Source organism: Achromobacter sp. ACM02 (genome assembly GCF_014851605.1).
In the GTDB taxonomy this organism is placed as follows: domain Bacteria; phylum Pseudomonadota; class Gammaproteobacteria; order Burkholderiales; family Burkholderiaceae_B; genus Achromobacter; species Achromobacter aegrifaciens.
Genome location: NZ_JACUZY010000005.1, coordinates 147,334 through 171,230 on the forward strand (window position 1 = coordinate 147,334; position 23,897 = coordinate 171,230).

General features: G+C 65.3%; 22 protein-coding genes and 2 tRNA genes. 3 read left to right on the forward strand and 21 right to left on the reverse strand.

Annotated features, from left to right (window positions below; translation table 11 throughout):
• Window positions 1-291: 291 nt before the first annotated feature.
• Complete coding sequence (locus tag IB258_RS16625) at window positions 292-1,764, forward strand: YdgA family protein (protein WP_192352919.1); 1,473 nt, start codon at window positions 292-294, stop codon at window positions 1,762-1,764.
• Between the two features lie 90 nt (window positions 1,765-1,854).
• Here the strand turns inward: IB258_RS16625 and IB258_RS16630 are convergent, their stop codons facing one another.
• From IB258_RS16630 to IB258_RS16665, 8 genes are all read right to left on the reverse strand, one after another.
• The gene (locus IB258_RS16630) at window positions 1,855-3,063 is read right to left on the reverse strand and encodes an amidohydrolase family protein (RefSeq protein ID WP_192352920.1); all 1,209 of its coding nucleotides are present in this window, start codon (window positions 3,061-3,063) and stop codon (window positions 1,855-1,857) included.
• A 25-nt stretch (window positions 3,064-3,088) separates the two neighbouring features.
• Window positions 3,089-4,816 (reverse strand): ABC transporter ATP-binding protein, encoded by a 1,728-nt coding sequence (locus tag IB258_RS16635; RefSeq protein WP_192352921.1) that lies wholly within the window; start codon window positions 4,814-4,816, stop codon window positions 3,089-3,091.
• A gap of 7 nt (window positions 4,817-4,823) precedes the next feature.
• Window positions 4,824-5,750, reverse strand: a complete 927-nt coding sequence (locus tag IB258_RS16640; RefSeq protein ID WP_054455556.1) for an ABC transporter permease — start codon at window positions 5,748-5,750, stop codon at window positions 4,824-4,826.
• Between the two features lie 10 nt (window positions 5,751-5,760).
• A complete protein-coding gene (locus IB258_RS16645) occupies window positions 5,761-6,732 on the reverse strand; it encodes an ABC transporter permease (protein ID WP_054455554.1) in 972 nt (323 codons plus the stop codon).
• A gap of 117 nt (window positions 6,733-6,849) precedes the next feature.
• Window positions 6,850-8,457 (reverse strand): ABC transporter substrate-binding protein, encoded by a 1,608-nt coding sequence (locus IB258_RS16650; RefSeq protein WP_054455552.1) that lies wholly within the window; start codon window positions 8,455-8,457, stop codon window positions 6,850-6,852.
• Between the two features lie 356 nt (window positions 8,458-8,813).
• The gene (locus tag IB258_RS16655) at window positions 8,814-10,202 is read right to left on the reverse strand and encodes a GTPase/DUF3482 domain-containing protein (protein ID WP_192352922.1); all 1,389 of its coding nucleotides are present in this window, start codon (window positions 10,200-10,202) and stop codon (window positions 8,814-8,816) included.
• Window positions 10,195-11,637: a DUF2868 domain-containing protein gene (locus IB258_RS16660; RefSeq protein WP_225590442.1), complete on the reverse strand. Its 1,443-nt coding sequence runs from the start codon at window positions 11,635-11,637 to the stop codon at window positions 10,195-10,197. Before IB258_RS16660 ends, IB258_RS16655 begins: the two co-directional genes overlap by 8 nt.
• An 88-nt stretch (window positions 11,638-11,725) precedes the next feature.
• Entirely contained in the window at window positions 11,726-12,616 is an 891-nt protein-coding gene (locus tag IB258_RS16665) for a helix-turn-helix domain-containing protein (RefSeq protein ID WP_192352924.1), read from the reverse strand.
• A 155-nt stretch (window positions 12,617-12,771) separates the two neighbouring features.
• On the opposite strand from IB258_RS16665, the gene IB258_RS16670 reads away from it, so the two are divergent.
• Complete coding sequence (locus tag IB258_RS16670; protein WP_192352925.1) at window positions 12,772-13,686, forward strand: EamA family transporter; 915 nt, start codon at window positions 12,772-12,774, stop codon at window positions 13,684-13,686.
• Here the strand turns inward: IB258_RS16670 and IB258_RS16675 are convergent.
• From IB258_RS16675 to petA, 12 genes are all read right to left on the reverse strand, one after another.
• A complete protein-coding gene (locus tag IB258_RS16675; protein ID WP_125470999.1) occupies window positions 13,683-14,879 on the reverse strand; it encodes an aminotransferase class V-fold PLP-dependent enzyme in 1,197 nt (398 codons plus the stop codon). The genes IB258_RS16670 and IB258_RS16675 overlap by 4 nt on opposite strands.
• A gap of 17 nt (window positions 14,880-14,896) precedes the next feature.
• Window positions 14,897-15,370 (reverse strand): RidA family protein, encoded by a 474-nt coding sequence (locus IB258_RS16680; protein WP_054455544.1) that lies wholly within the window; start codon window positions 15,368-15,370, stop codon window positions 14,897-14,899.
• 97 nt (window positions 15,371-15,467) lie between these two features.
• Window positions 15,468-16,382, reverse strand: a complete 915-nt coding sequence (gcvA, locus tag IB258_RS16685) for a transcriptional regulator GcvA (RefSeq protein ID WP_147400229.1) — start codon at window positions 16,380-16,382, stop codon at window positions 15,468-15,470.
• 134 nt (window positions 16,383-16,516) lie between these two features.
• Window positions 16,517-16,592, reverse strand: a tRNA-Asn gene (locus IB258_RS16690).
• Window positions 16,593-16,759: 167 nt separating this feature from the next.
• Entirely contained in the window at window positions 16,760-16,966 is a 207-nt protein-coding gene (locus IB258_RS16695; RefSeq protein ID WP_082401081.1) for a sulfatase, read from the reverse strand.
• Between the two features lies 1 nt (window position 16,967).
• Window positions 16,968-17,726 (reverse strand): GAF domain-containing protein, encoded by a 759-nt coding sequence (locus tag IB258_RS16700; RefSeq protein WP_192352926.1) that lies wholly within the window; start codon window positions 17,724-17,726, stop codon window positions 16,968-16,970.
• A gap of 221 nt (window positions 17,727-17,947) precedes the next feature.
• Window positions 17,948-18,023 (reverse strand) — tRNA-Thr (locus tag IB258_RS16705).
• Between the two features lie 67 nt (window positions 18,024-18,090).
• Entirely contained in the window at window positions 18,091-18,540 is a 450-nt protein-coding gene (locus tag IB258_RS16710) for a ClpXP protease specificity-enhancing factor (protein WP_054455540.1), read from the reverse strand.
• 12 nt (window positions 18,541-18,552) lie between these two features.
• Window positions 18,553-19,164, reverse strand: coding sequence for a glutathione S-transferase N-terminal domain-containing protein (locus tag IB258_RS16715; protein ID WP_006388039.1), 612 nt, complete (start codon window positions 19,162-19,164; stop codon window positions 18,553-18,555).
• Between the two features lie 154 nt (window positions 19,165-19,318).
• Window positions 19,319-20,170, reverse strand: coding sequence for a cytochrome c1 (locus IB258_RS16720; protein ID WP_054455538.1), 852 nt, complete (start codon window positions 20,168-20,170; stop codon window positions 19,319-19,321).
• 23 nt (window positions 20,171-20,193) lie between these two features.
• The gene (locus IB258_RS16725; protein WP_054455536.1) at window positions 20,194-21,582 is read right to left on the reverse strand and encodes a cytochrome bc complex cytochrome b subunit; all 1,389 of its coding nucleotides are present in this window, start codon (window positions 21,580-21,582) and stop codon (window positions 20,194-20,196) included.
• Between the two features lie 74 nt (window positions 21,583-21,656).
• Window positions 21,657-22,292 (reverse strand): ubiquinol-cytochrome c reductase iron-sulfur subunit, encoded by a 636-nt coding sequence (gene petA, locus IB258_RS16730; protein WP_054455534.1) that lies wholly within the window; start codon window positions 22,290-22,292, stop codon window positions 21,657-21,659.
• Window positions 22,293-22,432: 140 nt separating this feature from the next.
• Between petA and mscL the strand changes: the two genes are divergently transcribed.
• Window positions 22,433-22,879 carry a large conductance mechanosensitive channel protein MscL gene (gene mscL / locus IB258_RS16735; protein ID WP_042795720.1) on the forward strand — a complete coding sequence of 149 codons (447 nt, stop codon included), beginning with the start codon at window positions 22,433-22,435 and terminating at the stop codon, window positions 22,877-22,879.
• Between the two features lie 117 nt (window positions 22,880-22,996).
• Here mscL and IB258_RS16740 read toward each other — a convergent pair whose 3' ends face one another.
• Window positions 22,997-23,764 carry an aldolase gene (locus IB258_RS16740; protein WP_175163688.1) on the reverse strand — a complete coding sequence of 256 codons (768 nt, stop codon included), beginning with the start codon at window positions 23,762-23,764 and terminating at the stop codon, window positions 22,997-22,999.
• Window positions 23,765-23,897: the final 133 nt, after the last annotated feature.

Genomic DNA, 23,897 nt, shown 5'->3' on the forward strand with positions numbered 1-23,897 from the left:
GCAGCCCGTCGCTCAAGTTGAGAGACTCCAATCCAGGCGGACGAATAAAGGAGAAAAGGGAAGCGCCCTGACGGGCGAAGCTTGGCAGCGAAGGGCCTAGCGGACGTGCGCAGATTGGCAAAACGCACCGAAGGATTGTAGCTGATGTGGCGCTGCAGCACCGCCCGGGAAGGCTGGTTCTGTATCAATAAGCAACACATTGCAGCGCCTTTGCACGAAATAAGTGTTTTCCCTAGGCTGCAATCCCTATAATCCGTCCGCTTTCATCCATTTGAAGAATAAAGGATCGCAATGAAAAAATCGGCAATTGTGGGCGTAGTCGTCGCGCTGGGCGCAGTATGGACCGGCACGGCTTGGTATACGGGCCAGAAGGCCGAGGCTTTCGTCAAGCAATCGATCGAGCAGGCCAACCTTGAACTGAAGAAGGTCGGCGAAAAATGGGGTGTGACCCCTGTGGTTGAGCTGGTCTCCTTCGACCGCGGCGTGTTTTCGTCCACCGAGCGCTACCGCGTCAAGTTCACCGAGCCGGCCGCCGACGGCAAGCCGGCCGTCGACCACGAACTCGTGTTCCTCGAGCACCTGGACCACGGCCCCTTCCCGCTGTCCAACCTGAAGTCGGGCTCGTTTGCGCCCGCCATGGTGGCCAGCCGCTTCCAGCTGGAAGAGACGCCCCTGGTCAAGGAATGGTTCGCCGCCGCCAAGGGCGCGGTGCCCCTGTCCGGCGCCTATAGCGTCAGCTACGCCAAGAACATAAGCGGCAATTTCGACATGGCTCCCGTCGAGTTCGCCAAGGACGCCAACAGCCTGAAGTTCTCGGGCATGAAGGGCGACGTGACCTACGCCACCGCCAGCAAGCACGGCACGGTCGCGCTGAAGGCCGACAGCCTGACGCTGGCGGGCGAGTCCGAAGAAAGCGACATCGTCAGCATGGCCATGACCGGCCTGACCCTGACCAGCGACATGACGCCGGCTTCGAACGACATGTACGTGGGCAGCCAGAAGGTCGCGCTCAAGAACTGGACCATCACGTCCAAGGAAAAGCCGCCGGTCCAGCTCAAGGACACCGCGATTACCGTCGACATGACCGAAGCCAACTCGCTCATGGGCGTGAAGATGGCCATGGATTTCGGCATGATCAACGTGCAGGAAAAGGACATGGCCGGCCTGAAGCTGGTGCTGGACGCGCAGAAGCTGGATTCGAAGGCGTTCAAGGCGCTGAACGACGTCTATGAAGCCGCTTCGCGCCGCATGATGCAGAGCAAGGGCGAAGAGCAGTCGCCCCAGTTCACGGATGAAGAAAAGCAGGTCCTCAAGACCAACGTCGAGCTGCTGCTGGCTGGCAACCCGACGCTGGCAGTGTCGCCGCTGGAAGTGCGTACCGCCAACGGCACGTCGACCTTCAACCTGGACCTGGACATGGCCAAGCCGGCATCGCTGGACGGTGAGTTCGCCGATACGCTGAAGCAGACGATCCGCAAGCTCAATGCCAAGCTGGTGCTGTCCAAGGGCAACCTGAGCGACCTGATGGCCATCGAGCCCCAGGTGCGCGGCGTGCCGGCCGAGCAGGCTCAGCAGACCGCCAAGGGCCAGGCTGAAATGGTTGGCACCATGGCTACCGCCATGGGCATGGCCAAGGTCGAAAACAACAACATCGTGACGTACCTGAACTACGCCGATGGCCAGGTCGATTTCAACGGCAAGAAGATGCCGGTCGAGCAGTTCCTGATGATGGTCATGAGCGGCGCGATGGGCGGCGCCCGCTAAGCCGGCGCACCACTCGACTCGAGCTGTACAAAGGCCGCCGCGCCCAGGGCGCGGCGGCCTTTTTCATTGCGGGCTGGGAATCGTCGCGTTTCAGAGGGGCAAGGCGCCGGCGGCCACTTCGCCGTTGCGCAGCACCGCAACGTGGAAGCGCTTGTCGGCCGCCTTCATGATGTCTTCGGTGGGATCGCCCTGCACCAGCAGCAGATCGGCCACGTTGCCCTCGGCGATGGCGCCGTGCTGGTCCATGCCCATCAGGTCGTGTCCGCGCGAGGTGCCGGCGATGAGCGCGTCCACGGGCGTCATGCCGAACTCGACCATGTAGGCCAATTCCATGGCGTTCTCGCCGTGCAGGTTGAACGGGGTGCCGGCGTCGGTGCCCAGCGCAATGCGCCCGCCCGCCTTGTAATACATCTGGAACGATTCGCGGTGGCGTTGCTCCACCGCGCGCGCCTTCTCGACCGCGTAGGCGGGGATGCCGTTGTCGGCGTTGGCGATGATGTTGCGCACCGCGGCGATGGTGGGCACCAGATAGGTCTGGGCGTCCAGCATCTCGCGCAGGCATTCGTCGTCCATGAAGATGCCGTGCTCGATGGAATCGATGCCGGCGCGCACTGCGTTCAGGATGCCCAGCGTGCCTTGCGCATGACTGGCGGTGCTTTTACGAAAGCGCTTGGCCTCGTGCACGCCGGCCTTCATTTCGTCGAAGCTGTAGTGCGCGTCCATGGGGCTGACGCCGGGCGTCATGACGCCGCCCGTGGCCATGATCTTCACCAGGTCGCAGCCGGCGTGGACCTGTTCGCGCACGGCCTTGATCACGTCCTCGCAGCCGTCGGCCACGCGGCCGATGCGGTTGCCGTGGCCGCCCGTCATGCAGATGATGCGGCCCGAGGCCCTGATCGTGGGGCCGGGGAACACGCCGCGCGCGATGGCGTCGCGCACGCCGAATTCCAGGTAGTCCTTGCCGCCGCAATCGCGCAGCGCGGTGACGCCGCCGCGCAGGCTGGCCTGTGCGTTCTCCAGCGCCGTCAACGTGATCTGCGCAGGGCCTTGCTTGCTCAGTTGCGCGTTGGGATCGGCGCCGCCGGTGTAGACCAGATGGACGTGACAGTCGGCCAGGCTGGGCATCAGCGTCATGCCGTCCGTGCGCACGGTCGCGCCGGCGTAGCCGGAAAACTCCCCGGCCGGCGCCACGCGCACCACGTGCCGGCCTTCGACCAGCACGCCGTGGCTGGGCAGCAGTTTGCCCTTGCCGTCGAAAACCTGACCGCCTGTAAACAGGGTCTGTCGTGTCGCCGTCATGTCTCGCTCCGGGTTGCGCCTGGCGTTACTCCGCCACTTCCAGGCCCTCGCGGGACATGGATTGCAGGCGGGGCATGAGGCCAAGCAAGTGTTGGCTGTAGGGATGCTGCGGACGTTCGAAGAGGTCTTCGGTGTTGGCCACTTCCAGCAGTTCGCCATAGCGCATCACGCCCACGCGGTCGCACATCTGGCGGATCACCGGCAGGTCGTGGCTGATGAACAGCATGGTCAGCCCGAGTTCCTCTTGCAGGTCTTTCAGCAGGTTCAGGATCTGCGCCTGGATGGACACGTCCAGCGCCGAGGTCGGTTCGTCGCAGATAAGGAAGCGGGGGCGCGTGGCCAGCGCCCGCGCGATGCAGATGCGCTGGCGTTGGCCGCCCGAGAATTCGTGCGGAAAGCGTTCGGCGGCGCGATCGCCCAGGCCCACCACGTCCAGCAGGTCGGCCACGATGCGGCGCGTCTCTGCTTCGCTGGCCGCCAGCTTGTGGAAGCGGATCGGCTCGGCCACGATGTCCAGCACCCGCATGCGCGGATTGAGCGAGGAGAACGGATCCTGGAAGATCATCTGGATCTGCCGCCGGAACGGGTTCAGCTGCTTCTCGCCCTTGAGCGCGGTCAGGTCCGTGCCACCGAAATTGACCGAGCCTTCGCTCGGCGTGTAGAGGCCGGAGATCAGCCGCGCCACGGTGGACTTGCCGGAACCGGACTCGCCCACCAGGCCGAAGACCTCGCCTTCGCCGATGGAGAAATTGACGCGCTTGACGGCATCCAGCGTGCGCTGGTTGCGCTTGAGCAGCGCGCTCTTCAACACGAAGCGCATGCTCAGGTCGTTGACTTGCACCAGCGGACCGCCGGTGCGCGCGCCGAAGTCGCGGCGCTGGCCCAGCCAGTGGGTGGCCAGGTCCAGCGGCTGCGCCGGCTTTTTCACGTCCTCGATGTAGGTCACCAGCGGGAAGCGCCGCAGCTTGATGTCGGGACGCGGCACGGCCGAGATCAGGCTGCGCGTGTAGGGGTGGTCGGGGTCGCCCAGGATCTTGGAGGTCGGGCCTTGTTCGACCAGCTTGCCGTGGTAAAGAACCGCCACGCGATCCGTCACGTCCGCGATCACGCCCATGTCGTGCGTGATGATGATCATGCCAACCTGCTCTTCGCGGCACAGCTTCTTGAGCAGTTCCAGGATCTGCGCCTGGATCGACACGTCGAGCGCGGTGGTGGGTTCGTCGGCGATGATGACTTCGGGCTCGCAGCACAGCGCCAGCGCGATCACCACGCGTTGCCGCATGCCGCCCGAGAACTGGTGCGGGTATTGTTTGACGCGGAGTTCCGGCTTGTCGATGCCGACCTGCGTCAGTAGCTGCACGGCGCGTTTCTGGGCCTCGGCCTGGGACAGGTTCAGGTGCACCTGCATGGTTTCGACCAGCTGCCTTTCCACCGTCTGCAGCGGGTCCAGCGAGGTCAGCGGATCCTGGAAGATCATGCCGATGCGGCGGCCGCGAACTTTGCGCTGCTGCGCCGGAGTCAGCGTGTCGATGCGTTCGCCGTTCAGCAGCACGGCGCCGCCCGCCAGGCGGCCAGGCGCCTCCAGCAGGCCGATCACGGCATTGCCGATGGTGGACTTGCCGGCGCCGGATTCGCCCACCACGCCCAGGATCTCGCCTTTTTCCAGGGACAGCGAGACGCCGTCCACGGCCACCAGCGTGCCGCGGCGGCTGGGAAATTCGATGCGGATATCTTCGATGTTCAACAGGGCCATGGCGTCCTCAGCGCAGCTTGGGGTTGAGCGCGTCGCGCAGCCAGTCGCCCAGCAGGTTGACCGACAGCACCAGCGCCACCAGCGCGATGCCGGGGAAGATGGAGATCCACCACATGCCCGAGAACAGGTAGCTGTTGCCGATACGTATCAACGTACCCAGCGACGGCGCCGTGGGCGGTACGCCCACGCCCAGGAACGAGAGCGTGGCTTCGGTGATGATGGCGATGGCCAGGTGGATGGTGGCGATGACCAGTACCGGTCCCATCACGTTGGGCAGGATGTGCCGGCGCAGGATGGTGATGGGTCCGATGCCGATGAGGCGGGCCGCCTGCACGTATTCCTTGTTGCGTTCCACCAGTGTGGAGCCGCGCACGGTGCGGGCGTACTGCACCCAGCCCGAGATGCCGATGGCGAAGATCAGCACATACAGCGCGAGCTGGTCGTGCATGTCGCGCGGCAGCAGGCCGCGCGCCACGCCGTCGATCAGCAGCGCCACCAGAATGGCTGGAAACGACAGCTGCACGTCGGCGATGCGCATGATGAAGCTGTCCACGCGTCCGCCTGCATAGCCGCTGATGAGGCCCAGGCTCACGCCCAGCACCATCGAGAACAGCACGGACGCGAAACCCACCAGCAGCGACACGCGCGAGCCATACAGAACCGCCGACAGGATGTCGCGGCCCTGGTCGTCGGTGCCCAGCAGGAAGTCTGGGCTGCCGCCCTCTTCCCAGGCCGGCGGCGTGTTGGCGTCCATGATGCTCAAGGATGCCAGGTCAAAGGGGTTGTGCGGCGCGACGACGGGCGCGAACAGCGCGCCCAGCAGGATGGCCAGCGTGACGATAGCGGCGATGATGGCGCCGGGCGAACGCTTGAAGCTGTGCCAGAGGTCGCTGTCGGCCGCACGGGCGAAGAAGGGAGCGATGCGAGCAATCATGATGAGTCCTTTACTTGCTCTGCACACGCAGACGCGGGTCCACGGCGAAGTACAGCAGGTCCACGACCAGGTTGATGAGCACGAACATGAAGGCGATCAGCACCAGATAGGCCGCCATGACGGGGATGTCCACCATGCTGATGGCCTGGATGAACAGCAGGCCCATGCCGGGCCACTGGAACACGGTTTCCGTGATGATGGCGAAGGCGATGATGGAACCCAGTTGCAGCCCGGTGATCGTGATGACGGGCACCATGGTGTTCTTCAACGCATGGCGGAAATTGATCAGCCGTTCCGGCAGGCCGCGGGCGCGCGCGAATTTGATGAAGTCGGCGCGCAGCACTTCCAGCATTTCGGCGCGCACCAGCCGCATGATCAGCGTCATCTGGAACAGCGCCAGCGTGATGGCCGGCATGATCAGCGCCAGCCAGCCTGATTTGGTCAGAAAGCCCGTGGTCCACCATCCCAGGCTGACCACGTCGCCGCGCCCGAAGCTGGGCAGCCATCGCAGCTGCACGCCGAAGAACAGGATGAGCAGAATGCCGATGAGGAAGGTGGGCAGCGAGATGCCGGCCAGCGAGATCGCCATGAAGGCCTTGGACAGCACGCCGTGGCGCTTGAGCGCGGTATAGATGCCCATGGGTATGCCCAGGGCCAGCGCCATCACGGCAGACACGAAGGACAGTTCCAGCGTGGCCGGCATGCGCTCTTCGAGCAGTTCGCTGACGGGTCGGCGGTGCCGGTACGATATGCCGAAGTCGCCGCGCACGGCGTTGGCCACGAAGTGCGCGTACTGCACCACGAAGGGATCGTCCAGGCCCAGCTGTTTGCGCAGTTCCGCGCGTTGTTCAGGGGTGGTGTCCTGGCCCACCATGCTGGCTATCGGATCGCCCACATAGCGGAACATGGAGAACGCGATCAGCGCCACCGTCAACATCACCAGCACCGACTGGATAAGCCGTTGCGCAACAAAGGAAAGCATTATCGGGAGCCCTCGGATTCAGATGACGCCGGGCCGCGTTTCCCTCGGGTAGCGGGAACCGGGGCTGGGCCGGGCGCGCCCGGGCGGCAGGTGCCGCCCGGGGCTCGCGTCGCCGGATTACGGCAGGACGACGTCGCGCAGGTCGAGCACGTCGTCGGCGCGCTGGATGACCTGGATGTTGTCCTTCACGCCCCAGGACATGGGCTGCTGGTGCAGCGGCAGGTAGCCATAGTCGTTGCGCACGATCTCGAAGGCTTCCTTGATCATGGCGTTGCGCTTGGCCTGGTCGGTTTCGACGCCGATCTTGTCGGTGAGCTCGTCGACCTTCTTGTTGCAGTACCCGCCCAGGTTGAACTGGCCCGCCGCCGTCTTGGCATTGCGGCACGAGGCCAGGTTCAGCAGCGTGTTGTGCGCGTCGGTGGAGCTGGGCGTCCAGCCCAGCATGTACATGCTGGTCTGGTTGCCGGCCTGCAGCAGGATCTTGCCGAAGTACTTCGACTTGGTCTGCGCCAGCAGGTTGATCTTGATGCCCACGCGCGCCAGCATGCCGGCCACGGCCTGGCAGACCTTTTCGTCGTTGACGTAGCGGTCGTTCGGGCAGTCCATGGTGACCGTGAAGCCCTTGGGATAGCCGGCTTCGGCCAGCAGCTTCTTGGCGCGCTCGGGATCCGGCTTGTACGGCGCGCCGAAGGAATCGTCATAGCCATTGATGGCGGTGGCGATGAGCGAGCCCAGCGGCTTGGCAGCGCCGCGCATGATCTTCTCGTTGATGGCCTTGGTGTCCACGGCCAGCACCACGGCTTCGCGCACCTTGGGATCCTTGAAGGGATTCTTGCCCTTCACGTCCGAGAACAGCAGTTCGTCGCGGTCCTGGTCCATGCCGATGAAGATGGCGCGCGCTTCCGGCGCGGTCAGCGGCTTGACGCCCTTGGCGTCTTCGAGGCGCTTCCAGTCCTGCACCGGTACAGGCTGCACCAGGTCCATTTCGCCGGAGATCAGCGCGGCCACGCGCGTCGCTTCCTGCGTGATGGGCTGGAAGATGACTTCGTCGACGTTGGTCTTGATGTTCTTGTTCCAGTAGCCGTCATAGCGCTTGAGCACGGTCTTCACGTCGGGCTGGCGCGAGGCCAGCATGAAGGGGCCGGTGCCGTTGGCATTCAGGTTGGCATAGTTGCCCTGGTTGTCGCCCTTGACGTTGGTGGCTTCGGTGGTTTTGTTCTTTTCCGACCACGACTTGCTCATGATGTACAGGAACACCCATTCGCGCGGCAGGATGGGGTTGGGCGTGGGCGTGGTGACTTCGATGGTGTAGTCGTCAATCTTCTTGATGTCGGAGGCCTTGGCGCCGTAGCCCTTCATGTCGGAGCCCGGGGTCAGGCTGCGCTTCCAGGAGAAGATGACGTCGTCCGCCGTGAACGGCGAACCATCGTGGAATTTCACGCCCTTGCGCAGCTTGAACACCCACTTCGTGGGTTCGGGGTTCTCCCAGCTTTCCGCCAGCAGCGGAGTCAGTTTCAGGTTGCCGTCGTAGCCGGCAAGCGTTTCGTAGATGTTGCCCTGGAAGCCCAGCGTGAACGTTTCGTTCAGGGCCATCGGATCCATGGACGTCGCATCGCCTTGATAGGACCAGTGAAAGGTCTTGGCGGCCGCGCCGGCGCTGAAAGCCAGTGATGCGGCGATGGCAGCGGCGAGCGCAGCTTGCTTCAGGTGGGGAAAAGTACGCATAGCCCTCATGCTCCGTGTGGTGCGCGGATAGCGCGACAGAAGTGACAGGGCCCCGGCCCCATGGGGATCCGGGGCATGGCGTTGCTGCTTACGACGAAAGACGGATTGGGGTCTGGCGGGACGTAGCGCGAGCTGCGCGTGCGCCGGTGATGGCGCTGCCGGGAATCACTGCGTAGGACTTCGACTTCACGATAGACCCAACCCCTTGTGATTATCATGACGGGGACGGACCCGCATCGATGTAGGACGAATCTTATCGACGCATTCGTTTAAGCGTCAATCGGTTTGGATTGGGGTTAGTACTTGCTTGCCGGCGGCGTGGAATGGTGCGTGCGGCAAGGCTGGCGGCTCTGCGCTCAGGCGCCGGGCGGGGGCGCGTCGGCAAGGGTTTTCGCCAATTCGCGCACCACGCGCTTGCGGCGGTCGCTGTCTTCGTAGTGCTCGCCCAGGGCCGACCATTCGGGCCGGCTGCGGGCCTCTTTCAACGCTTCGGGCAGGGGCCCTTTGCGCCAGGCATCGTCGTCCGGATGGTCTAGTCTCAATGGCTCGCGCGCGGCATGGCCGCGGCGCTCCAGCGCTTCGATCAGTTGGCGCTGGCGCAGGGCCAAAAGACGCAGCACCGCGTCGTCGACGCTGATTTCGCGCCAGCCGCGCAGCTTGCCCGCCACGCGCTTGCCCAGCTTTTCCACGCCTTGCCACAGGCCGCCGGCGGCCGCGCCGATCAGCATGCCGGTGCCCAGGCTCAAACCGGCGCTGAACAGGTCCACCGCCGCGCCGGCCATGGCGCCCGCGGCGGCGCCCATGCCCACCTGCACGCCCATGTCCTTCAGGGCCTGGGGATGGAACAGGTCCATGCCCCAGCGCTCGCCCTGCAGGGGCAGCGCATCATCGGTGAAGTCCGTCGCGCGGAAGTTGTAGAGCGCCAGCAATGCGTTGACGCAGGCCTGCTCGCGCTGGCGCACCTGGTCGCGCAGCGCGCCCGAGGCGGCCGTGAGCGCCGCGTCGTCGCTGGCGCTGGAGACGTGCAAGGCCGCCACGTCGACCAGCAGGTCGGCCAGCAGTTCGTAGGCGGCGCCACGGCGCGCGCGGCGCTGCTCGGCAAGATTGGCGGACAGCCGGGCCAGCGCGGCGGCGTGGCGGTCCAGCAGCACGCCGAGCTTGGCATAGAGCTGTTGTTCGCCATCCAGCGGCGGCGCGACGGTGTCGAACTCGACGACCGCGTGCAGGCCCAACCGGGCCATGGCGGCGCGCCATTCGTCGGCGCGATGCGCGGGCGCGTTGACGAAGTTCAGCACAGGCAGCAGAGGCCGGCCGCAGGCGGCCAGGATGGCGAGTTCGTCGCGGTGCTTGCCCAGCACCGGATCGCGCGCGTCGATGACGTACAGCGCCGCGTCGCAGTCCAGCATCTTGGCCAGCACGCGGGCCTCCTGCTCGTAGCGGCCATGCGCCTCGGGCGTGTCGAGGAAGCGGCGGATGCGCGCCGGCCCGTCCAGGCGTTCTTGCGGGCTGTCGAGTTTTTCCAGGTACTCCAGCAGCGAGATGCTGTCTTCCATGCCCGGTGTGTCGAACCATTCCAGCACGGCCCGCCCTTCCAGCCGCAGGCGCGCGCCTTCGACGTGGCGCGTGGTGCCAGGGCTGTCGGCGACTTCACCGAAGGTGGTGTCGCGCGTCAGCGTGCGCAGCAACGAGGTCTTGCCGGTGTTGGTATGGCCGACCAGCGCAATCTTGATGAGGTCTTCAGCCATGGCCGGACTCCAGCCAGGCGAGCGGGGCCAGCGGCGCTTGCAGCACGGCATCGGCGGGCAGGCCCAGCGCCAGCAGGCGTTCGCGCCATAGCGGGGCGCGGGTGGCGGGAGCCTCGGCGTCCGCGCGCGGCGTGACCAGCCATACACGCGTCTGTTCCGCGTGCGCGGCCAGTTCGGCGATCAGCGACAGCGTTCCGCGGTCCGGCGTCTGGCGCGCATCGCAGGCGATCAGCATGCGCGTGGCGGCCTGGCCGGCGAGCGCATCCAGCACGCGGTTGCGCTCTTCGCGGGTATCCAGATTGCCGGCCTGCTGGACGCCCGCGGGCATATCGGCGGGTGGCCAGGCCAGGTCCGGCGGCAGTTCGAGCCCCAGCAGCACCGGCTGGCCGCCCAGGCCCGCGAGCGGCGGCGCGCCGACGCGCGGTTCGTGCAGGGGATCGGCCGGGCGGTCTATGCCAGTGGACAGGGCGGGCGGCTCCAGGCGATCGCGCAAGGCGGAGAATCCGGGCAGCGAGGGATCGATGCGCAGGCGGCGCAAGGCGCGCAGCGATCCCGCCACGCACAGGGCGCCGGCCAGCAGACGGGGCAGGATGCCGTAGACCACCAGCACGCCGATCAGCCACAGCGACCACTGCGCCTGCGCCTCGGCGGGCAGGGCCTGGGCGCCGTCGCTGGCGCGGATCATGGTTGCGTCCGGCAGCGGAAAGCCCAGCAGGGACGGCAGCCAGCCCAAGGCCTGTGTCAGCCCGACGAATGTGTCGGGCGCCAGCAAGGTGGTGGCCCAGATGAAGCGGTAGCTGGCGGTGGAAAGCACGGCCAGCAGCACCGCCAGCGCTGCGCACAGGGCCGTCAGCCACAGCAGGTGGCTGACACTGCCGAAGAGCCAGCGCAAGGCGCCCGCGCGGGCCAGCAGGTTGAGGAAAGCCTGCGGTACCAGCGCGCTGTCGGGGCCGCGGGCCAGCTTGCGCGTGGCCCAGAGCCAGAGACGCCCCAGTCCCGTGACGGAGGACGCCCGCAGCAGGAAGCTGCCCAGCCACAGCAGGAAGGTGAGCGCATGCAGGCCCAGCAAGGCGCCCAGCGCCCACAGCACGTTGACTGGCCGCGAGCCGTCACCCAGCGCGCCCAGCGCGGCGCCTGCGCCGGAAATGGCGGCCAGCAGGAACAACGCGGCCAACATGGCGAGCGCGCTGCGGCGCCATGTGTCGATCAGGGGGATGAGATTCTCGCGCTGCGCCAGCAACGCGGCGCGAGCCAGGATGCGCGCGGGCAGATCGGCGTCCTGCTGGCGTACGCGGCGCACTGCGGCTGCGTCTTCCAGCGGCCCCCAATGCGCTTCGCGCAGACGTATCAGCTCCGCCAGCCAGTGCGCGCGCACGGGGCCGGCGCCGAGGGGTTCAGCCGGGGGGATGGAATCGCGAGAGGTCGTAGACGGCATCGCGTCGGGCGGCGGTACGGTCAGGCCCTGGGGGCGGTGGACCATTGTAGACCGGGCGGGACGGGAAACGGGGCCACAGCCCCACGCGTCAGTGCCTGGCGCGGGTGCTGCGGTACTGTCCGGGCGTGACGCCGACGGCGTCGCGGAAGACCCGCGCCAAGTGGCTGGCGTTGCCGAAGCCGCTGGCCTGGGCGATGCCGGCCAGGTCGCCCTTGCCGGCTGCGAGCAGCTTGCGCGCATGCGCCAGCCTCCGCGCCCGTACCCAGGCATGCGGCGGCTCGCCGAAAGAGGTGTGGAACATGCGGGCAAAGTGGTAGGTGGATAGCGCCGCCACGCCTGCGAGTTCGTCCAGCGTCAGCGGCTCGGCCAGGTGCGCGTCAACATAGTCCATGATGCGCCGGCGCACGGCGGGCGCGAGGCCGCCGCGCAGCGTTGCCGCGGGCTTGCGCGCCACGCCCTGGTTCAGCAGATGGTGCAGGACTGTTTCGGCCGCGCTGCTGGCCGCCAGCCGGTCGGCGGGCTGGTTCCAGTCGGTGTCCAGCAGCTGCCGGCAGACGTCGATCAGCGAGTCGTCGTGGATGTAGGTGCGGTCGCGCAGTTCCAGCGTGCGGGGCTCGCAGTCCAACCGCATGACGGCTTCGCGGGCCAGGCGTTCCGGAGCGATGTACAGATGCAGGAATTGCACGCTGTCGTTCATGCTCCAGCGCGAGTAGTGCTCCGAGGGCAGCACGCAGAACTTGCCGGCGCCGCCATGTAGCCTGTCCTGGCCCAGGCGGAACGACTTGTCGCCGCCGCGCAGATAGAGTGACAGGGTGTGATGGCCCGGACTGTCGTAGCCCATGGTTTCGTGGGCGCTGCGTGACCATTGCGAGATGGCGATGCCCTCGCCCAGCGCGGCGGCGCGTCCCAACGTCGCGGTGGAGCCCGCCAGGGTGCGGAAGACGGAGAAATCGGCCGGGGCCGAGGCGACGGTAGCCATATGAGTGGAATGCTACTGCGATCTCGCGCGCGGCGCGTGCGCGCGGGGAAGAAAACCGCAAGAACCGGCAATTCTTGCGGGCCAGGGAGGCGCAAACTGGATTCCCCGGCGGTCTTGCGGACCGCCTTACCGCGTCCCTGTTTCAGCATCGCATCGTGAACCTCTTCCTGTATTTCCTCACAGTCGTCATCTGGGGCACAACCTGGATCGCCATCAAGCTGCAATTGGGCGTGGTGGCGATTCCCGTCTCCATCTTCTACCGCTTCGCGCTGGCGGGCCTGGTTCTGTTCGCGGTCCTGGCGCTGACCCGCAAGCTGCAGAAAATGGACCGACGCGGCCACTGGCTGTGCGTGGGCCAGGGGCTGTGCCTGTTCTGCCTGAACTTCCTGTGCTTCTACACGGCAACCCAGTGGATTCCCAGCGGCCTGGTGTCGGTGGTGTTTTCGGCGGCGACGCTATGGAATGCGCTGAATGCCCGCCTGTGGTTCGGCACCCGCGTCGCGCCGCGCGTGATGGTGGCCGGCGCGCTGGGCTTTTCCGGCCTGGTGCTGCTGTTCTGGCCCGAACTGGCGGGGCAGGAGGCCAGCCATGAAACCCTGCTGGGCCTGGGCTTTGCGTTGTTGGGTACGTTCTGCTTTTCGACGGGCAACATGCTGTCGTCGCTGCAACAGCGCGCCGGCATCCGGCCCTTGACCGGCAACGCCTACAGCATGCTTTATGGCGCAGCCATCCTGCTGGCGGGTTGTCTGGCGGCGGGCCTGCCGTTCGAATTCGATACCTCGGCTTCCTACGTCGGCGCCCTGCTCTATCTGGCCATCCCGGGCTCCGTGATCGGTTTTACCGCCTATCTGACGTTGGTGGGCCGCATGGGCCCGGCGCGGGCCGCCTACTGCACGGTGCTGTTTCCGGTGGTGGCCTTGAGCGTGTCTACTTTCGCCGAAGGCTATCAGTGGACGGCGCCGGCCCTGCTGGGCCTGGCGCTGGTAATGCTGGGCAACCTGCTGGTCTTCACCAAGTGGACGCCCTTCGCGCGGCGGCTTGAACTTGGCCCAGGGCCGGGCAAGCCCTAGCGGGCCAGGGCACGCAGCCCTTCCAGCAGGCGGTCGATTTCCGCGTCGCTGGTCAGATAGCTGACCGAGGCCCGCGCGATCTGCGCCAGGCCACGCGCCTGCATGTCCAGCGGGGTATAGGGCACGCCGTTGCTGCCGATGGTGATGCCCTGTGCCGCCATGGCGCGTTGCACGGATACGGCGTCCTGATCGGCGAAGTTGAAGGACACCAGGCCCGAGCGTTCGCGGCCCTGGTCCAGCACCGTGATGCCGGGGATGGCCGCCAGTTCGGTCCGCAGGGCCTGGGCCGTGGCGGCGATGCGGGCGCGGATGGCTGGCAGGCCGATGTCCAGGGCTTCCTGCAAGGCGTTGGCCAGGCCGCAGCGCAGCGCCAGCGAGGCTTCCGCCGATTCCAGGCGCGCGGCGTCCTGGCGCAGCACCGGCTCGCCGTCGGCGCCCAGGGGGGCGGAATGGGTGTCGACGAAGGCGGGCGTGAGCTGGTCCAGGAAGTCGCGCCGCACGTACAGCAGGCCTGTGCCGCGCGGGCCGCGCAACGCCTTGCGTCCGGCCCCGCTCAACACATCGCAGCCGATCTGCGCGACGTCCACGGGCAACTGGCCGACCGCCTGTGCCGCATCCACGAAATACGGGATGCCGTGGCGGCGCGCGACGCTGCCGATGGCGGCGGCGGGATTGATCAGGCCGCCGTTGGCGGGCAGCCAGGTCAGTGCGATCAGGCGCACCCGCTCATCCAGCATGGCCTCCAGTGCCTGCGGATCGACGCAGCCGCTGTCGTCCGAGGGAATGGTCTCCAGCGTGGCGCCAGCACGCTGCGCCTTGAGCCGCATGGCGGCCAGGTTGCCGCCCCATTCGTGGCGACCCACCAGGATGCGGTCGCCGGCGCGCCACGGCGCCATCGCCGCGAAAGCCGCGCCCCAGCCGGGCGAGTTGCCGCCGGTGAGTGCGATCTCGGTCGGGTCCGCGTTGAGCAGCCGGGCCGCCAGTGTGCGAGCCTGCTCGATCAGCTCCCGCGACCGCACGCCCGCCTCCATGGGCCCTTGCGTCGCTTCGCGTTGCAGGTGCGCGTGGATGGCATGCAGCGTGGCGGCCGAGGGCAGCGACGCGCCGGCGTGATTGAAATGGACGGTGGTGTGCGCGCCAGGGGTCTGGGCGCGCAACGCTTCCACGGCGCTGGGAGTCAAGGGGGCGGACATGGCGGCTCCGGCAGGGATCAGGCTTGCGTAAGCGCGATAACGGCTTCGATCTCGACCGCCACGCCCTGCGGCAGGGATGCCACGCCGACGGCGCTGCGAGCATGGCGGCCGGCGTCGCCGAACACCTCGACCATCAGGTCGGAGGCGCCGTTGGCAATGGCGCTCTGGCGGTTGAAGTCCGGCGTGCTGGCCACGAACACGCCCAGGCGCACGACGCGCGCCACGCGATCCAGCTTGTCGCCGGTGGCGGCGGCGATCTGCGATAGCAGGCCCAGCGCCGACAGGCGCGCCGCTGCCACGCCATCGGCGTCAGAAACCTGGTCTCCCAGGCGGCCCAGATAGGCGGCCTTGCCGTCCTTGCGGGAGATCTGGCCCGAGATATACAGCAGGTTGCCTTCCTGCACGAAGGGCACGTAGTTGGCGGCGGGAGCGGCGGCGGCTTCGAGGGTCAGGCCAAGTTCGGCCACGCGGCCGGAGATCGAGCGGGTCATGAGGGACTCCTGAACAGGGAAAGTATGGGCAAGCCTCATGCTATCGGCCGCTGCCGGCCCTGACCAATCAATTTTCGCGCAGTACACATGAGTAAAACTAATGTGTGTCGCCCCGCTCCGTGGCCGCCTGCGCCAGCCATGCGTGGAAGCGCTGTGCCGCTTCGCCAAGCGCGCCGCGCGGCGTCACGAACCACCAGCCGATGCGAGGAGCTTCGAGCGCGGCGTTCGGCAGGGCCTCCACCAGCGCGCCGCTGGCGAGCTGGGCGGCGATAAGGCGGTGACGGCCCATCGCCATGCCTTGCCCCGCCAGCGCCGCTTCCACGACGATGTTGTAGTCATGCAGGCGTACGGGCCGCACGCCGCCCAGGTCCACGCCGTGATGTCGCGCCCAGGCGTCCCATTCGAAGGGATGGCGGGCATGCGAGGCCAGCAGCGGGAATCGCAGCAGATCCTGCGGCGTGCGCGGCCGTTTCCTGCCCGCGATCAGGGCGGGCGAGCAGACTACCGACAGCCGCTCCGCCATGATCAGCCGAGCCCGCACGCCTGGCCACACGCCGCGCCCGTAGCGGATGGCGACGTCGACCTCGCCGCCCGCCACGTCCGCCAGGCCGATGTCGGGCTGCAATTGGAGATCGATGTCGGGATGGGCGGCGGCAAACGCCGCGAGGCGCGGCGCCAGCCAGCGCGTGGCGAACGAGGCCAGCAGCCCGACGCGCAGCGTCTGCCGCACAGTCTCGGGCGCACGGACCTCGTCGGTACCCAGGCGCAGCAGTTCGAAGGCCGCATGTACGCGCTCGTAATAGGCCTGACCCGCCGCAGTCAGCGCCACGGCGCGGGTGAGTCGCTCGAACAGGGCCACGCCCAGTTCGGCTTCCAGTCGCTGGATATGGTGGCTGATGGCGCTTTGCGTTACGAAGAGCTCCTGCGCAGCCAGGGAAAAACTCATGCGCCGCGCGGCAGCTTCAAAGGCGCGCAGGGAAACCAGGGCAGGCAGGGATCGCGCGGAACGCATGGAGGCAGGCGATGTGGTGATGAGGGAATGCGCATCATCGTACGCCGCGCGCGGCCCGGCAAACAGCGCGCGCGCACCGCGTCCCAATGCAAAAGGCCCGCAACAAGTTGCGGGCCCTTCAGTACTGCATTCTTTGGCTCCCCGAGCTGGGCTCGAACCAGCGACCTGCGGATTAACAGTCCGTCGCTCTACCGACTGAGCTATCGGGGAACAGGTAGAGGGGGCGAATTATGCACAAAAAAACGGAAGAATGCAAAACGGGCCAGGCGTAACGGGTCGACGCGCTGAATATTTGCCTTTCTCACCAGGACACGAGTGCATGCGGCGACCATCTGCGGTATCGAAAAGCAGCCAAACCGGGCGCAGTACAAATGGGGTCAGGCAGGAGCCATTCCTCTCAGCGGCGACGGTGGGCCAGCTTCTTCAATGGCCCCTTGCCGGATACCCGTGCTTGCACTGGTAATGGCACGCAACCCGTATTCGGTGAGCATCAGTTCCCGAACCTGGATTACCGCGCCCGGCCTGGAAATAAGCCGGGATCCCTTGAAGAATGCGTCAGGTTTCTTGTTGGTGGCAGCGTTCATATCAATACCTTTTGCTGACGAAGTCGCTGATCGCTTTGGCGCCGGCGCCTACGATTTCCGCAACGTCGTTGCGTTCGAAAAGCGCATGGTCGCTCGAGTCCAGGTAGATCACGCCTATGGGATGCTGGCCTGAACGGTCCAGGACGGGCACCGCCATAGCCGAATAGCGGCCGGGTCCAAGACGGCGGGCCTGGGCCGCGGTATACCCCCATTCAAGCACTAGTGCCGAGCGGAGTTGATCTTCCGTTCTGTGTTGGCTGGACATCACCAGCGGTGTCTTGCTGCGGACAGCTCTGCCCGCGATGCCGGTGTGCACGGGAAAGGTTCGTCCTGCACCCTCGCCCCCAGCGCCCGCGTAGTTGATGATCTGCTCGATTTCCTGCGGTTCATGAACGGGAGGCACGACCCGGTGGAAGGTGGTGCGCAGGTCGGTTCCACAATTGCGCTTGTCGCACCATTCGGCAAGCATGGTGTGCATGGTGGAGACCGCTGCATCGAGACCTTCGTGGACGGCGGCCGGTCCATCCATCTCGTCGTCGGCGCGTGCAGCAGCCACGCGAACCAGGGCTGCCAGAATCAGCCAGACGCTCGTGGCGGCCGTCAGACCGAACATCCAGGGTTCAAACAGCGGTTCGCGCCAGCTCTTCACCGCGGCGCTACCGGCGACGAGGAGTGGCGGGCCATTGAACAGGACTTCTCTAGGCCACCTCTTTTGCCAGAGGCGTTTTTGCCGCACGCCGGGGAGATGATTTGTCTGCATGGGGAACCGCGCCTCCTGAGGCCAGAACTTGGCGCGATTGTAGGCAGCGATTTCGCGGAAAGGCCGGTTTTCGGGGCTCGGGACAGCGTAAATAGGACAAAGCGCAATGGGCTGGCTTGGCCTCACGCTTTCCGTTCATGACGCAGGCAATAAAAAACCCGCGCCGTCATAGCCGGAGCGGGTTTTTGAGATCGTCTCAGGACGGATCTGCATCTGGAATCTGGTGCCGGTGAAAGGAATCGAACCCTCGACCTTCTCATTACAAGTGAGCTGCTCTACCAACTGAGCTACACCGGCGCTGCGTGCCTGGGGCACGCGAAGGGCTGCATTGTAATGAAAAAAATGCAGACCTTGCGGGGATGCCTTATTTGACGATGGTCAGGCGCGGACGCTTGGGTTCGTCGTCGTCTCCGCCGTCGTCGCCGGGGGCGGCGTCGGCGTCGGAGCCCTCGGGCGCGGCGGTGGCCGTCGCGCCCTGGGCGCCAGCTTCCGGCGGTTCGTAGGGCTGCACTTCGAAGCCCATGCCGGCGCCGGTTTCGCGCGCATAGATGGCGCTGACGGCGCCCACGGGAACGTAGACGTTTTCGGTCACGCCGCTGAAGCGGGCCTGGAATTCGATGAATTCGTTGCCCAGCACCAGGCGGTTGGTGGCCAGCGTGCCCACGTTCAGCGTGATCTGGCCGTCGCGCACATGGGCGACGGGCACCATGGTGTGCTCGTCGACCTGCACGGTGATGTAGGGCGTATAGCCGTTATCGGTGCACCATTCGTGCAGCGCGCGGATCAGGTACGGTTTGGTCGAAGTTTCACCCATCACGCAACAGCCTTAGCGACGCATCACTTTTTCCGAAGGCGTCAGCGCTTCGATGTAGGCCGGACGCGAGAAGATGCGTTCGGCGTACTTTTGCAGCGGAGCCGCGTTCTTGGGCAGTTCGATGCCGTAGTGGTCCAGGCGCCACAGCAGCGGAGCCACGGCCACGTCGAGCATGGAGAATTCCTCGCCCAGCATGTACTTGTTCTTCAGCAGCATGGGGGCCAGCTGGGCCAGGCGGTCGCGGATGTTCTGGCGGGCGTTGGCCAGCTTCTTTTCGTCGGGCTTGGCGCTGCGGTCTTCCAGCGTCGAGACGTGGACGAACAGTTCCTTCTCGAAGTTGTAGAGGAACAGGCGGGTGCGGGCGCGCATGACCGGGTCGGCGGGCATCAGCTGGGGATGCGGGAAGCGCTCGTCGATGTACTCGTTGATGATGTTCGACTCGTACAGGACCAGGTCGCGTTCGACCAGAATGGGCACTTGACCGTACGGGTTCATCACCGAGATGTCTTCGGGCTTGTTGTACAGGTCGATGTCGCGGATCTCGAAATCCATGCCTTTTTCGAACAACACGAAGCGGCAGCGTTGCGAAAACGGACACGTGGTTCCGGAATAGAGCACCATCATGGCGGTAAGTCCTTTATTGAAAAACGAAAGGCCAGCGCCTTAATCTAGCAGGCGCTGGCCCCAATTGCCAGGCGGGATAGGCGTACAGCCCTATCCGCCGATGCCGTCCCTATTTGCAATCAGGGACGGATAAAAACCTGGCGGGGCGTTGCGGTTAGCGCACGTGTTTCCAGTACGAGGCGTTGAGGCGCCAGGTAACCAGGAAGAACAGCAGCAGGAACAACATGACACCGACGCCGAGACGGACGCGGAATGTCTGGACGGGTTCGGCCATCCAGGACATGAACGCAGTCAGGTCGGCGACGTCGTTGTCGTATGTTGCGACTTGGGCCGGGTTAGCGGCCTTGAATTTGGCATCGAAGGTGGCATGGCCGTGGTAGTTGGCTACCGGTTCGGCCTTGACCGTGGAAAAACCCTGTGCATCGTACACCGTGGTGACGCGTTCCCAGGTTTTGGGGGCGCCCGCCTTGCCTTCGACCTCGTGCATGGCGACGGTCGTGAGTTCGCGCGGACCCTGCACTTCCCAGAGCGCGTGGGGCATGCCCACCGACGGGAAGACCAGGTTGTTCCAGCCCGTGGGACGCGCCGTGTCGCGGTAGAAGGTGCGCAGGTAGGTGTAGATGTAGTCGGCGCCCGAGGGGCCGGCGTTCACGGATTTGGCGCGCGCGATCACGGACAAGTCCGGGGGCGTCGTGCCGAACCACTGCTTGGCGTCCTTCGGGGTCATGGCGACGTTCATCATGTCGCCGACCTTTTCGCCGGTGAACAGCAGGCTTTCCTTGATCTGCTGGTCGGTCAGCCCGATGTCCTTGAGCTTGTTGTAGCGCATCGAGGACGCGCTATGGCAGTTCAGGCAGTAGTTGACGAACAGCTTGGCTCCGTTCTGCAGCGACGACATGTCGTTGACGCGGTACGGGGCCTTGTCCAGGGGGTAGCCGCCTCCGGCGGCAAGGGTGGCGGTACACGTGAGCATCAAGGCCACGGCACCAATCAGCTTCTTGATCATGGTTAATCCGTTATCTGGTGGGCTCAGTGGGCGTGGAACGTGACGCGGTCGGGCACCTTCTTGAAAGTGCCCAGGCGGCTCCATACCGGCATCAGGAAGAAGAATGCCAGGTACAGCAGCGTGCCGATTTGCGACGTGATGTTCAACGGCGGACTGGGCGGCTGCGTACCGATGTAGCCGAGCACCAGGAAGTTGACCATGAAGATGCCGTAGATCCACTTGTGCCAGGTCGGGCGGTAGCGGATCGACTTGACCGGGGAATGGTCCAGCCACGGCAGGAAGAACAGGATGACGACCGTGCCGCCCATGGCGACCACGCCCCAGAACTTGGCGTCGATCACGCGCAGCAGCACGGCCACGACGATCAGGATGCCGGGGACGGCGATGCGCATGAAGCCCTTCAGGTTGCTCTTGACGAGCAGCGCGATGGCGCCCAGCACGGAAGCGCCCGCCAGCACCCAGGTGAACTCGTCGGTGGTGGCGCGCAGCATCGAGTAGAACGGCGTGAAGTACCAGACCGGCGCGATGTGCGGAGGCGTCTTCAGCGAGTCAGCAGGGATGAAGTTGTTGAACTCGAGGAAGTAGCCGCCCATTTCCGGCGCGAAGAACACGATGAACGCGAACACGAGCAGGAAGCCGGCCACGCCCATCAGGTCGTGGACCGAGTAGAACGGGTGGAACGGGATGCCGTCCTTCGGGCGGCCGTACTTGTCCTTCGGGCCTTGCTTGATCTCGATGCCGTCCGGGTTGTTCGAGCCGACTTCGTGCAGCGCCACCAGGTGGGCCGCGACCAGGCCCACCAGCACCAGCGGGATGGCGATGACGTGGAAGGCGAAGAAGCGGTTCAGCGTGGCATCCGACACGACGTAGTCGCCGCGGATCCAGATGGACAGCTCAGGGCCGATGAAGGGAATGGCTGCGAACAGGTTCACGATCACCTGCGCGCCCCAGTAGGACATCTGGCCCCAGGGCAGCAGATAGCCGAAGAAGGCTTCCGCCATCAGACAGAGGAAGATCGCGACGCCGAAGATCCACACGAGTTCACGCGGCTTGCGGTAGGAACCGTAAAGCAGCCCGCGCAGCATGTGCAGGTACACGACGACGAAGAACATCGACGCGCCGGTGGAGTGCATGTAGCGCACCAGCCAGCCCCACGGGACTTCGCGCATGATGTATTCGACGGACTGGAACGCGCGTTCGGCGTCCGGCTTGTAGTGCATGACCAGGAAGATGCCGGTCACGATCTGCAGCACCAGCACCAGCAGGGCCAGTGAGCCAAAGAAGTACCAGAAGTTGAAGTTCTTCGGTGCGTAGTACTCGGACAGATGGGCTTTCCAGGTGGAGGTCACCGGGAAGCGCCGGTCCAGCCAGCCCAACAGGCCTGTCGTCTCGACGGTTTTCTCGCCAGCCATGTAACGGCTCCTTCTCTAATACGTGGCGTATTTGTTTTACTTACGTAATTCGGGAAAAAAGCGCGACGCGCGCGTCAGGCCTTGTTGTCTTCATCGACGCCCACGATGATGCGGGTGTCGGTGAGATATTGGTACGGCGGGACTTCGAGGTTGTCGGGAGCGGGCTTGTTCTTGTAGACACGGCCGGCCAGATCGAACGTGGAGCCGTGGCAAGGACAGAGGAATCCGCCCTGCCAGTCGGCGCCCAGACTGCCGCCTTTCTCGAAGTGGGACGTGGGCGAGCAGCCGAGGTGGGTACAGATGCCGACGCAGACGAAGAGCTCGGGCTTGCGCGAGCGGCCTTCGTTTTCGGCGTATTTGGGCGTGAAGCCGGGGCGCTTGGAATCAGGATCGGCCAGCAAGGCGTCCTGGGTCTTGAGACCAGCGAGTTGTTCAGGCGACCGGTGGATGATCCAGACCGGTTTTCCGCGCCATTCAACCGTCTTCATGGTGCCGACGGGAATGTCGCCGACGTCCACTTCAACGGGAGCCCCGGCAGCGCGGGCCTTTTCGGAGGGAGAAAACGTGCTCACAAGCGGCACTGCCGTTGCGACACCTGCTACGCCACCCACAGCACAGGCGGTGGTAACCCAGAAACGTCGCGAAGGATCAGGTGGCAGGTTGGGATCAACCGCACCGTCATCATCGTGCACCAGCGTATCCTGACTCATCTTCCTATCCTTGTTGATGCGCCCGCTCTACGAGTAGCATCACTTCTGCGGCATCGGGTTCGCGGGAATTTGTAACAACATAGCAACCGCGTATTATAGCGCCAGCCCACTCACGGGCGTATCACGAAGGGAGTGCTTTTATGAGCAAAGCGACTGGTTTCGTCAAAGAATTCCGAGATTTCGCTGTCAAAGGCAACGCAGTGGACCTGGCGGTCGGTGTCATCATCGGCGCGGCGTTCGGCAAGATCGTCGATTCGCTGGTCAAGGACATCGTCATGCCGTTGGTCAACTTCATCCTCGGAGGCTCGGTCGATTTTTCGAACAAGTTCCTGGTTCTGTCGATGCCGGCCGGCTACAACGGCCCCATGACCTACGCCGACCTGACCAAGGCTGGCGCCAACGTTTTTGCGTGGGGTAATTTCGTCACGATCATCATCAACTTCGTGTTGCTGGCGTTCGTGATCTTCTGGATGGTCAAGGCCATCTACAAGGCCCGCACCAAGGCCGAGGAAGCGCCGGCGCCCGCTGCGACGCCCGAAGACGTGGCGCTGCTGCGCGAAATCCGCGATCTGCTCAAAAAGCCCTGATCCGATGCTGCCGCAGGCCCGGAATCCACGCAGACGCGGATCCGGGCGGCGGCTGGCGGACGTTCCCGCCGGCGCACGCCGGCCCCCGCTGAACGATCCGCTGCCTGTTTTCTTCCCCTAGTCCCGTTCCGCAGCCATTTGCCGTTCGACGCGCCGAGCGAACATGGCGAAGCTTGCGCGCACGATGCTGGGCTTGAGCAGGAAGTCGTGCGATTCGGCGGCCAGCGCATCGTTCACCGGTTTCACCTCGCCATAGGCGGCGGCCGCCTGCAGCTGATTGCGGGCGGCGCGTTCGATCAGCACCGACAGGTACAGCGCTTCCTCGATGCATGAGCCGGCCGCCAGAAAGCCATGGTTGGCCAGCAGAATGCTGCGCTTGGCGCCCAGCGCCGCCGAGATGATCTCGCCTTCCTGGTCGGCGATGGGCAGGCCGGGCCATTCCTTCAGATGAGCACAGTCGTTGTGGAACGGCGTCGCGTCCATGTGCGCGACGACCAGCGGCTGGCCCGTCATGGACAGCGTCGATACATGGGGCGGGTGCGTGTGGATGATGCATTGCACGTCGGGACGCTGGCGATAGACCCAGAAGTGAAAGCGCACGGCAGGGTTCGGCGTGCCGGGGCCGTCGAGCACTTCCATGTTGTCGTTGATGCGGATGACCGAGGCCGGGACGATCTCGTCGAAGGCCTGGGCCAAGGGCGTCGTCAGGAACGTGCCGTCTTCCTTGCGTACGGTGATCTGGCCCGCCAGCGTTTCCGAATGGCCTTCGCTGGCGAGAATGCGACAGCTCAGGGCCACCTTCTCTTCTTCGCTCCAGTTCCCGAAGTCGAGCTTGTTCGCGGAGCGCGCAAAGAAGGCGTCGGCATGGGCTTGTTTTTCCAGCATGGGGTCTCCTTGGGATAATGGCTCCATTACACGCCCGCCTCCGCCGCCAGCGATTGACCGATCACGAACGAGGGTTGACTCAATGCGACAGGAAGGCCGGCGCCTTTCGGCCAGTGTTGGCCGACCCGACTGA

Coding starts and splice junctions, on each gene's coding strand:
- IB258_RS16710 (WP_054455540.1), bottom strand. CDS start 18,540: ATGGGTGAAACTTCGACCAAACCGTACCTGATCCGCGCGCTGCACGAA.
- IB258_RS16640 (WP_054455556.1), bottom strand. CDS start 5,750: ATGATTGCTCGCATCGCTCCCTTCTTCGCCCGTGCGGCCGACAGCGAC.
- IB258_RS16680 (WP_054455544.1), bottom strand. CDS start 15,370: ATGACCCGCTCGATCTCCGGCCGCGTGGCCGAACTTGGCCTGACCCTC.
- IB258_RS16695 (WP_082401081.1), bottom strand. CDS start 16,966: ATGAACGCTGCCACCAACAAGAAACCTGACGCATTCTTCAAGGGATCC.
- IB258_RS16650 (WP_054455552.1), bottom strand. CDS start 8,457: ATGCGTACTTTTCCCCACCTGAAGCAAGCTGCGCTCGCCGCTGCCATC.
- IB258_RS16665 (WP_192352924.1), bottom strand. CDS start 12,616: ATGGCTACCGTCGCCTCGGCCCCGGCCGATTTCTCCGTCTTCCGCACC.
- IB258_RS16740 (WP_175163688.1), bottom strand. CDS start 23,764: ATGCTGGAAAAACAAGCCCATGCCGACGCCTTCTTTGCGCGCTCCGCG.
- IB258_RS16655 (WP_192352922.1), bottom strand. CDS start 10,202: ATGGCTGAAGACCTCATCAAGATTGCGCTGGTCGGCCATACCAACACC.
- IB258_RS16725 (WP_054455536.1), bottom strand. CDS start 21,582: ATGGCTGGCGAGAAAACCGTCGAGACGACAGGCCTGTTGGGCTGGCTG.
- IB258_RS16720 (WP_054455538.1), bottom strand. CDS start 20,170: ATGATCAAGAAGCTGATTGGTGCCGTGGCCTTGATGCTCACGTGTACC.
- mscL (WP_042795720.1), top strand. CDS start 22,433: ATGAGCAAAGCGACTGGTTTCGTCAAAGAATTCCGAGATTTCGCTGTC.
- IB258_RS16630 (WP_192352920.1), bottom strand. CDS start 3,063: ATGACGGCGACACGACAGACCCTGTTTACAGGCGGTCAGGTTTTCGAC.
- IB258_RS16675 (WP_125470999.1), bottom strand. CDS start 14,879: ATGTCCGCCCCCTTGACTCCCAGCGCCGTGGAAGCGTTGCGCGCCCAG.
- petA (WP_054455534.1), bottom strand. CDS start 22,292: ATGAGTCAGGATACGCTGGTGCACGATGATGACGGTGCGGTTGATCCC.
- gcvA (WP_147400229.1), bottom strand. CDS start 16,382: ATGCGTTCCGCGCGATCCCTGCCTGCCCTGGTTTCCCTGCGCGCCTTT.
- IB258_RS16635 (WP_192352921.1), bottom strand. CDS start 4,816: ATGGCCCTGTTGAACATCGAAGATATCCGCATCGAATTTCCCAGCCGC.
- IB258_RS16715 (WP_006388039.1), bottom strand. CDS start 19,164: ATGATGGTGCTCTATTCCGGAACCACGTGTCCGTTTTCGCAACGCTGC.
- IB258_RS16625 (WP_192352919.1), top strand. CDS start 292: ATGAAAAAATCGGCAATTGTGGGCGTAGTCGTCGCGCTGGGCGCAGTA.
- IB258_RS16660 (WP_225590442.1), bottom strand. CDS start 11,637: ATGCCGTCTACGACCTCTCGCGATTCCATCCCCCCGGCTGAACCCCTC.
- IB258_RS16700 (WP_192352926.1), bottom strand. CDS start 17,726: ATGCAGACAAATCATCTCCCCGGCGTGCGGCAAAAACGCCTCTGGCAA.
- IB258_RS16645 (WP_054455554.1), bottom strand. CDS start 6,732: ATGCTTTCCTTTGTTGCGCAACGGCTTATCCAGTCGGTGCTGGTGATG.